This is a genomic window from Pokkaliibacter plantistimulans, assembly GCF_003194385.1.
In the GTDB taxonomy this organism is placed as follows: domain Bacteria; phylum Pseudomonadota; class Gammaproteobacteria; order Pseudomonadales; family Balneatricaceae; genus Pokkaliibacter; species Pokkaliibacter plantistimulans.
The window spans coordinates 1-10,178 of record NZ_LAPT01000063.1 but is presented as its reverse complement, the minus strand read 5'-3'; the positions used below and the strand labels follow the sequence as shown (position 1 = coordinate 10,178).

The following is a 10,178-nucleotide window of genomic DNA, read 5'->3' as shown; positions in this document are numbered from 1 at the left end:
TGGCCTTCTCCTCCCATCTCGATATGCTCAGACTCTATGCCTGTGACGTGTAGAAGTGGGATGATGCAGGGCAATAAATGATCAGTGGCGGATAGCCCGAGAGTCGCAGACCGGAGGTGGTATATCCGGCTCCGGTCTGGGTGTCGAAGTGCATAGGCTGCTAATAAGCAGGTCGTTGAAAATCTATCTGCGTTGCCGAATACCGCGTCAAAAACAGGCTCAAAATGCTCATTTAGCTCACTAAACTCCGCTTTTTCGCCTGTTTTTTCCTTGTCTCGGCCGCCTCGATGACGTTTTTCAACAGCCTGTTAAGACCTATATCCTGTTTCAGGTCTCCCGGCAGGGCTGGAAACGCTACAAAGACAGCCTTTGATAGCGTTCCCACTCTGCTCAAGGAGACTTTCCATGTGGCTGTTTTATCTCGTTATCGCACTCGGCAGTGCCCTGCTCAGCCCGCTGGCGGTGGCCGATGTTCCCCCCGCGGTCGGCTTTCGCCAGATCACCATTGGCGGTGATGATGGCCTGCCTGGCCGTCAGGCGGTGCTGCTCTATCCTGCGCAGGCCGATACTTCCATCACCCCGACGCTGATCGGTGATAACCCGGCTTTTATCGGCGTGCCGGTGCTGCCCGGTGCGCCGGTGGCAGCGGGGCGGCATCCACTGGTGGTGATGTCTCACGGTTACGGCGGCAACTGGCGCAACCAGCTCTGGCTGGGTCAGGCGCTGGCCCGGGCCGGTTATCTGGTGCTGGCCGCCAATCATCCCGGCACCACCAGCGGTGATATCACTCCGGCCGTGGGCGGGCAGCTGTGGCAGCGGCCTGTGGATATTCGCCGTGCCATTGACTGGGTCAGCCAGCATGCCAGCGAGCACGCCGATCTGCAGCGGGTGGCGGTGATCGGTCATTCCCTCGGCGGTTGGACGGCGATGATGGCAGCGGGGGCACGCTTCAGCCCGGCGCAGATGCATGCCGACTGCGTGCAGCATCCGACCGATGTGTCGTGCAAGGCTTATCTCTATCTGACCGGCGGCCAGCCCGCCTCAAGCTTTGAACAGCTGGCGGCAGACTGGCGTGATCCGCGCATCAAGGCCGCTGTGACCCTCGATCTCGGGCTGGCTCGCGGCCTGACTGGCCGCAGTCTGGCGCAGATGCCGGTACCGGTGCTGGTACTGGCTGCTGACCCGCGCAGCCGTCAGGTGCCCGCGCTGCTGGAGTCCGGCTATCTGGCCAGCCATCTGCCCGCCGAGCGTTTGCAGTATCAGGTGATCGACGAGGCATCGCATTTCAGCTTTATCCAGCGCTGCAAGGCTGGCGCGGCGGCATTGCTGGAAGCCGACAGTCCGGGCGATGGCATGATCTGTGAGGATCAAGGCACGGCTTCACGCGAGGCGCTGCAGCAGCAGGTGTCGGCAACGATCCTGAGTTACCTGCAGCGGGTGCTGGGTGCCTAACTGGTCGGAGGGACGCCAGCCTGCTGTCGGTACTCGCTGGGGCTCATGCCGGTAATACGGCGGAATTCGCGGTTGAAGTTGGATTTGGTCTGAAAGCCACCGGCCAGCATCAGCTCGGTGATCGGCAGCTCGCTGTGACGCAGCTGCTCACAGATGGCGTCGATGCGGTAAGCATTGATCCACTGGGAGAAGTTGCCGTCGGTCAGACGATTGACGGCAGCGGAGATCTGCCGTCCGGGAATGCCTGCCTTGCGCGCTACCTGTTGCAGGGTCAGGTTGGGATCGAGGTAGAGTGGCTGGTCGCCCAGCAGCTGCTGCAGTTGCGCCATGATCTGCCGGTCTTCATCACTGGCCACTGCAATGCGCTGCACTGGCGCCGGGGCGGCCTGCTGCTCCGGTGCAGGCAGGACGCTGCGGGTATCGGCGGAGGTCTGTGTAACGGCTGCGGGTTGGGCGTGACTGGCAGGGGCAACGGTATCGGCCACGGCAGGCTGCGCCGGGCGGCTGGAGGCGACCAGCGCGGTGACCAGAATGCCGATCAGCAGCAGCTGGGTGACCAGCAGAATGGTGGCGACATGGCGACCGGCACTGAACAGCAGATCAAAGCTAATCACCCCGCTGATCAGCGCATCACTGAGCAGCATCAGGCTGGCCAGCATCAGCAGACGATAGCGCGGGGCACGCTGCCAGTCGCTGCGTTGCGGCCGCCTGCCGGGCAGCCAGCGCCATAGGTACAGGCCCACCGCTAGTGACAGGCTGACGCTGTAGCCATCCAGCAGGCCATACCAGCCCAGCCGGGTCAGCAAATAGACCGCGGCACTGCAGGCCATCAGCACGAGGGCGTGGCGCGGTGCCCGGGCACTGAACAGCGGCGCCAGACAGTACAGCACCCAGCCCGGTTGCAGGGTCGCCAGCAGTGCCCGCAACGCCATCAGGGGTTCGGAGTATGGCAGGGTCCAGCGCATGGCCACACCCAGCAGCATGATCAGGCAACCGCCGACAAAGCCCAGCCGTGCCCGTGCCAGTTCATCACCCTGACGCAGATGCCAGAAGCGCAGCAGCACGGTAATCAGCAGAACGATGGAGATCAGCGGTAAGGGGACCGAAAGCATGGGCAAGACCTGACGCCTGTGACATCGAAAATCGCGGTCAGGGTAGCACAGATGGATTGGCGGTGTGGTTAAGGTCAGGTTGCCGGGTGACAGGCCCCCTCTCCCCCAGCCCCTCTCCCGCCGGGGGCGAGGGGAGCTGATCTGTGTGGCTGGCAAAATGGGTGTCTGGTCGCCGCATGCTGTGTGCTGAGTAAAAATTCGATGTTCGAGAATGGCTCCGGAAAAGTCCCTCTCCCCTTGCGGGAGAGGGATTTAGGGAGAGGGGGTAACCAGTGGCACTGATCTGCGCGGCTGACAAAATAGGCTGCATGCTGTGTGCGGAGTAAAAACACGATATTCGAGGATGTATTCAGTGACAGACCCCCTCTCCCCCAGCCCCTCTCCCGCCAGGGGCGAGGGGAGCTGATCTGTGTGGCTGGCAAGATCAGTGGTTAGCAGCTGCAGGCCAGCCTCGAACCATAAGCGCAGGCTGACCTGTCAGCGCTTACTTACTGCTCAATCTGACGGTTCCAGCGCTTGTTCCACTCGGGGCGCAGGGCATTGATGCTGTCCCAGTCCAGCGCGATGGCGGACTTCATATAGGTATCCATCTGTGCCAGCAGGTCTTTGGTTTCTGCAGTGGCGGGGGTATGGGCGTTGGTCGGCAGCAACTTACCAAAGGCCAGTGCTTTGGCCTGAGCGTCCTTGCTGAGCAGGAAGTCAGCCAGTTTCTTCGACAGTTCAGGCTCGCTGTTGTTGGCGATCACACACTCGGACACCATCAGCAGCGGTGCGCCTTCCTTGGGCTGTACATAACCCACGTCGATGCCTTTGGCCTGCAGTGACGCCACGGCGGTGGGGGTCAGCGGGAACAGGGCCGCTTCGTCGGTCTGTACCATTTCGGCGATCTTCGAGGAGCTGGGGATAAATTCCAGTACGTTGGGACCGACGGTGCTGTCCCACTTGTCGAACGCCGGCTCGACGTTCTGCTCGCTGCCACCCTCAATGCGGTTGAGCATCAGGAAGGCGTGCAGGCCATAGGTGGACGACGGCATGGACTGGAAGACCACCTTGCCCTTGAACTTGGGATCAGCCATGTCCAGCCAGGAGGTCGGTGCCGCCCAGCCCTTGTCGGCAAACATCTTCTTGTTATAGGCCAGGCCGGTCATGCCCATGTTGACGCCGACGGCCATATCACCCTTCATCCGCGCCGCAGGATACTGCTCGGCCAGCGTCGGGGTCTCATCCAGCTTCTGGCACAGACCCATGCTGACGGCACGGTACATCACCCCGTCATCAAGGAACATCACGTGCATCTGCGGGTTGTCCTTGTTGGCCTGCGCCTTGGCCAGAATCTCCGAAGAGGTGCCGGGCACCACCACGACCTTGACGTTGTTGGCCTTCTCGAACTCAGTGAAGACTTCCTGAGTGTAGGTTTTTTCCATATTGCCGCCGTTCATGCCGATGTAGAGGGTTTTCTCATCGGCATGGGCTGCCAGTGCCACAGCGGCACTCAGCAGGGCGGCGGAAGCGTTCAGACAGAAAGAGGTGCTGCGGGTGTTCATCATTCATCTCCTGAGACAATGCATGTGCTCATCAGCGTCGATGACGCAGTGCTGAAGCGGTTAATGGCAAAAGCGTCGATGGGGGTGGGGGTGTGTCCATCGTCGATCAACTCGGCGAGAACCTCACCGACGGCAGGCCCGATCTGGAAACCTGCCCCGCAGAACCCGAAGCCGTGGAACAGCCCCGGGGTCGTATGGCTGGGCCCGACCACCGGATTGCGGTCGGGAATATTGCCCTCGATACCGCTCCAGAAGCGGATCAGGTGGGCGTTGGCCAGCGCCGGGAACAGCGCACTGGCGATCTTCATCAGTTCAAGAATGGCCTCGCGGCCCGGCCGCGCCGTGGTATCGCTGGTGGTATAGCCCTGACCACCGCCAATCACGCAGTTGCCACGGCTGACCTGACGGGCATAGATGCTGCCACCTTCGATGCCGATACTGGCATCCATGAACAGTGGCAGCGGTTCGGTGACCGTCATGTTGGGGCAGGACACCTGCAGCGGCACCTGTTCGTCAAACCATTCGGCAATGCGGTGGCCCCAGGCACCGGCACAGTTGATCAGCAGCGGTGCGCGCACCTGCAGCTGCGGGCATTCGACGATAAAACGCTGGCCGTCGTGTTCGATGCTGCTGACCGGGGTCTGATCGAAAATCTGTGCGCCGCGCCTGCGCGCGGCGTGGGCGAACGCTGGTGAAACCAGACGCGGGTTGGCGTGGCCGTCTTCGGCGCAGTAGGAGCCGCCCAGCGCGGTGGGGCTGATCCACGGGAAACGGCGGCGCAGGCTCTGCTGGTCGAGGATTTCCAGCGGCAGCTCATAGCGGGCGGCCATCTGCGCATAGTTTTCCAGCGATGCCATGTCGCGCTCATTCACCCCCAGCTTGAGGTGGCCGGAGCGGACGTATTCACCGTCGATGCCGATCAGTTCCGGCAGCCGGGCCCAGATATGATGGGCACGCTGGCTCAGGGGCAGCTGGGCTTCCAGTCGCCCCTGACGGCGCACACCGCCGTAGTTGATGCCACTGGAGCGGGAACCACAGAAGTCACGCTCCAGCAGCACCACGGCTACGCCTTTCTGGCGCAGTGCCAGAGCTGCGGACGCGCCGACGATACCGCCACCGATAATGATGACGTCGGTGCCAAGGGTACGTTTGCTGCCGGGAGTATGGATATCAGTCATGTTCGGCCTCCTCGGCGACAGACAACGAGGGCGACCACTGCTGCACCGTCGGGGTGATGGCATAGGGCAAGGGTTTGACCGGCGCCTGGGCACGCAGACGACCGGCATCGGCCACACTCTGGCCACTGCCGATGGCCAGCAGCTCGGTGGCGGCCAGCCCGCACATGCGACCCTGACAGCGGCCCATGCCGACGCGGCTGTGGGCTTTCAGGCGGTTCATGTCCTGCAGTGACAGCTCGCCGATCAGGGCGCGCACTTCGCCGACGGTGACATTTTCGCAGCGGCACAGCACCACGTCGTCGGCCACCTCGTGCGCCCACTGCTCGGGGAAGGGGAAGGCACCTTCCAGCGCCTCACGGAACTGCCGGGTACGCTGCAGCTGCTGTTGCAGCTGGTGGATGCGGGCGCGGTCGACGCTCATGCCGCGATCCTGCAGCACCGCCAGTGCTGCCAGCTCACCGGCCCATTCGGCGGCATCGGCACCCATGATGCCGGCGCCGTCACCAGCCAGATACACGCCATCGCGGGAGCTGCGGCCCATGGCATCGCGCACGGGCAGCCAGGCACGATTCAGCTCATCAAAGGCAAAGCGGCAGTCGAGAATATCGGCCAGCTGGGTTTCTGAACGCAGGGCATAACCAAAGCCCAGCCCCTCGCAGTCCAGCTGGTGCTCCTGCCCCTGCTGACGCCAGCGCACGCCGTCAAGACGCTGCTCACCGCTGGCGGCGAGCAGGTGGGCATCGTACTCAATCCGGATGCCACGGGCCTTGAGCCAGCCCAGATACCATAAGCCTTTGGCGAACACCGGCGGGTTACGCAGCATGCTGGCGCTGGCCTGCCATTTGGCACTGAAGGGAGCGCTGTCGAGCACCGCCGCTACCTCAACGCCTGCCTTGGCGTACTGATAGGCGATCAGATACAGCAGCGGCCCGGTGCCGGCAAACACCACCCGGCTGCCAATGGCGGTAGCCTGATATTTGAGGGCAATCTGCGCCGCGCCCAGAGTATAGACACCGGGCAGCGTCCAGCCGCTGAAGGGCAGAATGCGGTCGGTGGCACCGGTGGCCAGAATCAGCTGTTGCCAGGGCTGGCCGTCGTAGTGCTGATCGCGTACCTGCAGTAAATCCAGCTCATCCCCTTCGCTGTTCCACACCAGAGTGTGCGGGCGGTAGTCGACCTGGTCGAGCAGGGCGCGCCAGCTGGCATGGATGGCTTCGGCACGGCTGGCTTCAAAGCCATAGAGGGCTTTGGCCGGACGCTGAAAGCCGTCGGGCTGCTGGCGATAAATCTGCCCGCCCCCTTTGGCGGCTTCATCGATCAGCACCGGACGCAAACCGGCGCGGACCAGGGTTTCCGCAGCGCGGATACCGGCCGGACCCGCACCGACAATCACCGGCGGCAGGGTCGTCAGAGAGGCAGCGTGGCTCATGAGGCAGCTCCCTGCGGCTGGACTGTTGACGGCTGGGTGTCGGTCCAGACTGACATCCCGGCCTCCACCAGCGTGGAGCAGGCACGCAGGCTGCGCCCCTGAGCATCCTTGATCCAGCAGTCCTGACAGGCGCCCATCAGACAGAAACCGGCACGGGGCTGGCCACTGAATTCGTTGCGACGCAGGTAGCTTTGCTGGCTGAGGATGGCAGTCAGCAGGGTATCACCCGCCAGCGCCTGACAGGGCTGGCCATTGAGGTGAAAGGTAACGGCTGGTCGCTGTGCTTCGGCGACCCGTTTGATCAGTGACATGGAGCGGCTTTCCATCCCGGCAAGATCAGTGTTTACCTACCAGTACCTTGTCGAGCCCGTAGACCCGATCCAGCACCAGCATGGCGACGGCAGTTATGGCGACCATGATGGCGGAGACAGCGGCCATCATCGGGTCAATGGATTCGGTGGCGTACATGTACATCCGTACCGGCAGGGTCACGGTGGACGGTGAGGTGACAAAGATGGACAGGTTCAGCTCATCGAAACTGTTGATAAAGGCCAGCAGCCAGCCGCCGGCAATGCCGGGCAGCAGCATCGGCAGGGTGATGCGGCGAAACACTACAACACTGCTGGCGCCCAGCGTGGCTGCGGCCTGCTCGGCACTGCGGTCCATGCCGGTGGCGGCGGCGAGAATCAGCCGCAGGGCGTAGGGCACCATGATCAGACCGTGGGCAAACACCAGCCAGCCAAAGTTGCCGGTGGCGCCGATCAGGGTGAACAGCCGCAGCAGCGCCACCCCGAGGACCAGATGGGGCACCAGCAGGGGCGACAGGAACAGGCCATTGAGGAAGCCTCGGCCGGGAAACTCGAAGCGGCTGATGGCCAGCCCCGCAGGCAGTGCCAGCGCGACTGCCAGCGTGGCGGACAAACAGGCCAGATAGAGGCTGTTCCAGAACGACTGGATAAAGTCGGGGAAGTCGAGAATATGGCGGAACCAGCGCAGCGAGAACTCGGTGGTGGGCACCTGCAGGGTGTTGGCCGGAGTAAAGGCCACCAGACAGACGATCACCAGCGGGGCCAGCATGAACAGGATCACCAGAGCGTGAAAGGTCAGGGCGAGCGGGCTGTTGCGGTTCATACCGGACCTCCCATGCGCTTGCGGTGGAAACCTTCCAGCAGGCGGTTGTAGCTGAGCATGATGGCGAAGTTGGCCAGCAGCAGGATGATGGCGATGGCGGCCCCCAGCGGCCAGTTCAGCTCATGCAGGTATTCGTCATAGACCACCGTCGCCACCATTTTCAGGCGACGGCCACCGAGCAGGCCGGGGATGGCAAAAGAGCTGGCGGCAAGGCCGAACACAATCAGGCTGCCGGAGAGAATGCCGGGCACAATCTGCGGCAGCACCACCCGGCGCCAGGCGGTAAAGGGCGAGGCATTGAGGGTCAGGGCGGCGGCTTCAAGGGCCGGGTCAATCTTCTGCAGTGAAGTCCACACCGGGATGATCATGAACGGTAGCATCACATGCACCAGCGCAATCACCACCGCGGTGGGGGTATAGAGAATGCGCACCGGGTCGAAGCCAAGCAGCATCAGCAGCTGGTTGAGTGGCCCTTCCGGCCCCAGCAGCATGCTCCAGCCAAAGGCGCGCACCACCACTGAAATCAGCAGCGGCGCCAGCACGATCAGCAGGAAGATCGACTTCCACGGGCTGCCCATGCGGCTGAGGATATAGGCCTCGGGCACGCCAATGAGGGCGCACAGGGCGGTGGTCAGCAGAGAGATCCAGAAGGTGCGGAAGAAAATGCTGTAGTAGTAATCGTCAGTGAAGACGCTGAGGTACTGATGCAGGGTCCAGCTGTCCTGCACGCCGAGGTTGTAGTCAAAGGCGTGGAAAGACAGCAGGCCGATAATCAACAGCGGCGCCAGCAGCAGGGCGGCGAACAGCACCAGTGCCGGGGCGCAGAGCAGATAGGGGCGCAGCGGCAGCGGCGGTCTGGCCGCTGCAGAACTCAGGCTCGACATCAGGCGGCACCTCCCGCTGCAGCAGCTGGCATCAGCCGCATCATCTCCAACGGCCAGCTGATACCGACCTGATCACCTTCACGCAGCGGCGCCTCGCCCTTGTTGGGGCGGGTGATGATCAGCTCGCCGACCACGGACTCCAGCCGGTACAGCCACTGGCTGCCAAGGAAGAACTGCTCAAGAATACGGCCGCTGAGAATGCCCTGATCGGCCGCTGTCAGCTCCAGCTTCTCGGGTCGCAGGGTGACCTGGACCGCACCGTTGCCAAGGTTCGGGTCAATACTGTGCTGCGGCAGCACCAGACGCAGATCACCCAGCGCCAGAGTAGCTCCAGAGCTGCTGCGGCTGAGCTGCCCCTGCAGCACGTTGGCCTTGCCGACAAAGGTGGAAATAAAGGGAGTGGAAGGGTGCTCATACATGCGGAACGGTGCGTCTACCTGCGTGATGCGTCCGGCTTCCATCACCACCACGCGGTCACTGATCGACAGCGCCTCGGCCTGATCATGGGTCACCATGATGGTGGTGGTGCCGACCTTGCGCTGAATCTGGCGCAGCTCGAACTGCATTTCCTCACGCAGCTTGGCATCCAGATTGGACAGCGGCTCATCCAGCAGCAGGACCGGCGGTTCAATCACCAGCGCCCGGGCCAGGGCCACACGCTGACGCTGCCCGCCGGATAGTTCACGCGGGTAGCGATGGGCCAGATGGTCGAGATGCACCAGTGACAGCGCATGCTGTACCCGCTTGTCACGCTCGGGCTGCGGCACCTTACGCATTTCCAGACCGAAGCTGACGTTGGCGGCGACCGTCATGTGCGGGAACAGCGCATAGCTCTGGAACACAATGCCGAGGCCACGGTGGTTGGGTCGGGTATGAGTGATATCACGGCCATCCAGCACGATCTGGCCGATGCTCGGGTCGGTGAGACCGGCAATCATCTGCAGCGTTGTGGTTTTGCCACAGCCGGACGGGCCCAGCAGGGAAATGAATTCCCCCTGTTCGATGGTGAGATTAAGGCTGTCCACGGCGGTAAAGACACCGTAGCGCTTGCCAATATTCTCCAGTTTCAGAAACGACATCACCCTTACTCCTGATTCACGTATTGAGACGTAAATAAAAACCACGCCGCTTACCGAATAAACGGAAATAAAAACAGCAAATTGCTTTAGCAGGCTGTTGAAAAACGTTATCGAGGCAGCCGAGACAAGGAAGAAACAGGCGAAAAAGCGGAGTTTAGTGAACTAAATGAGCATTTGACTCGCTCCGCTCGCCCCTTCGGGGCCGTGCTAAAGCACGTTCAGCCTTTGGCTGTGAGCCTGTTTTTGACGCGGTATTCGGCAACACAGATAGATTTTCAACGACCTGTTAAGCCGACACGCAGGCGCTACACACGTCCCTCTCTCCCTGAGAGAGGGCAGCCACACGCTGCACATCTGTATCAGGTAAAA

General features: G+C 62.3%; 9 protein-coding genes. 1 reads left to right on the top strand and 8 read right to left on the bottom strand.

Annotated features, from left to right (window positions below; translation table 11 throughout):
* Positions 1 to 405: 405 nt before the first annotated feature.
* The gene (locus tag WH50_RS13520) at positions 406 to 1,452 is read left to right on the top strand and encodes an alpha/beta hydrolase family protein (RefSeq protein ID WP_110187785.1); all 1,047 of its coding nucleotides are present in this window, start codon (positions 406 to 408) and stop codon (positions 1,450 to 1,452) included.
* Here WH50_RS13520 and WH50_RS13515 read toward each other — a convergent pair.
* The 8 genes from WH50_RS13515 to WH50_RS13480 form a co-directional block, all read right to left on the bottom strand.
* Complete coding sequence (locus WH50_RS13515) at positions 1,449 to 2,564, bottom strand: helix-turn-helix domain-containing protein (protein WP_110187784.1); 1,116 nt, start codon at positions 2,562 to 2,564, stop codon at positions 1,449 to 1,451. The genes WH50_RS13520 and WH50_RS13515 overlap by 4 nt on opposite strands.
* Positions 2,565 to 3,052: 488 nt before the next feature.
* Complete coding sequence (locus WH50_RS13510) at positions 3,053 to 4,111, bottom strand: ABC transporter substrate-binding protein (protein WP_110187783.1); 1,059 nt, start codon at positions 4,109 to 4,111, stop codon at positions 3,053 to 3,055.
* Positions 4,108 to 5,286: an NAD(P)/FAD-dependent oxidoreductase gene (locus WH50_RS13505; protein WP_110187782.1), complete on the bottom strand. Its 1,179-nt coding sequence runs from the start codon at positions 5,284 to 5,286 to the stop codon at positions 4,108 to 4,110. The genes WH50_RS13510 and WH50_RS13505 overlap by 4 nt, the downstream gene beginning before the upstream one ends.
* The gene (locus tag WH50_RS13500; RefSeq protein ID WP_110187781.1) at positions 5,279 to 6,715 is read right to left on the bottom strand and encodes an FAD/NAD(P)-dependent oxidoreductase; all 1,437 of its coding nucleotides are present in this window, start codon (positions 6,713 to 6,715) and stop codon (positions 5,279 to 5,281) included. The genes WH50_RS13505 and WH50_RS13500 overlap by 8 nt, the downstream gene beginning before the upstream one ends.
* Complete coding sequence (locus tag WH50_RS13495; RefSeq protein WP_104154720.1) at positions 6,712 to 7,026, bottom strand: (2Fe-2S)-binding protein; 315 nt, start codon at positions 7,024 to 7,026, stop codon at positions 6,712 to 6,714. Before WH50_RS13495 ends, WH50_RS13500 begins: the two co-directional genes overlap by 4 nt.
* 25 nt (positions 7,027 to 7,051) lie before the next feature.
* Positions 7,052 to 7,846, bottom strand: coding sequence for an ABC transporter permease (locus tag WH50_RS13490; protein ID WP_110187780.1), 795 nt, complete (start codon positions 7,844 to 7,846; stop codon positions 7,052 to 7,054).
* The gene (locus WH50_RS13485) at positions 7,843 to 8,730 is read right to left on the bottom strand and encodes an ABC transporter permease (protein WP_104154687.1); all 888 of its coding nucleotides are present in this window, start codon (positions 8,728 to 8,730) and stop codon (positions 7,843 to 7,845) included. The genes WH50_RS13490 and WH50_RS13485 overlap by 4 nt, the downstream gene beginning before the upstream one ends.
* Positions 8,730 to 9,809, bottom strand: coding sequence for an ABC transporter ATP-binding protein (locus WH50_RS13480; RefSeq protein WP_110187779.1), 1,080 nt, complete (start codon positions 9,807 to 9,809; stop codon positions 8,730 to 8,732). The genes WH50_RS13485 and WH50_RS13480 overlap by 1 nt, the downstream gene beginning before the upstream one ends.
* Positions 9,810 to 10,178: the final 369 nt, after the last annotated feature.

Excerpts from the sequence above, each read along its gene's own strand:
- WH50_RS13520 (WP_110187785.1), top strand. The coding sequence starts at position 406 with ATGTGGCTGTTTTATCTCGTTATCGCACTCGGCAGTGCCCTGCTCAGC.
- WH50_RS13515 (WP_110187784.1), bottom strand. The coding sequence starts at position 2,564 with ATGCTTTCGGTCCCCTTACCGCTGATCTCCATCGTTCTGCTGATTACC.
- WH50_RS13510 (WP_110187783.1), bottom strand. The coding sequence starts at position 4,111 with ATGATGAACACCCGCAGCACCTCTTTCTGTCTGAACGCTTCCGCCGCC.
- WH50_RS13505 (WP_110187782.1), bottom strand. The coding sequence starts at position 5,286 with ATGACTGATATCCATACTCCCGGCAGCAAACGTACCCTTGGCACCGAC.
- WH50_RS13500 (WP_110187781.1), bottom strand. The coding sequence starts at position 6,715 with ATGAGCCACGCTGCCTCTCTGACGACCCTGCCGCCGGTGATTGTCGGT.
- WH50_RS13495 (WP_104154720.1), bottom strand. The coding sequence starts at position 7,026 with ATGTCACTGATCAAACGGGTCGCCGAAGCACAGCGACCAGCCGTTACC.
- WH50_RS13490 (WP_110187780.1), bottom strand. The coding sequence starts at position 7,846 with ATGAACCGCAACAGCCCGCTCGCCCTGACCTTTCACGCTCTGGTGATC.
- WH50_RS13485 (WP_104154687.1), bottom strand. The coding sequence starts at position 8,730 with ATGTCGAGCCTGAGTTCTGCAGCGGCCAGACCGCCGCTGCCGCTGCGC.
- WH50_RS13480 (WP_110187779.1), bottom strand. The coding sequence starts at position 9,809 with ATGTCGTTTCTGAAACTGGAGAATATTGGCAAGCGCTACGGTGTCTTT.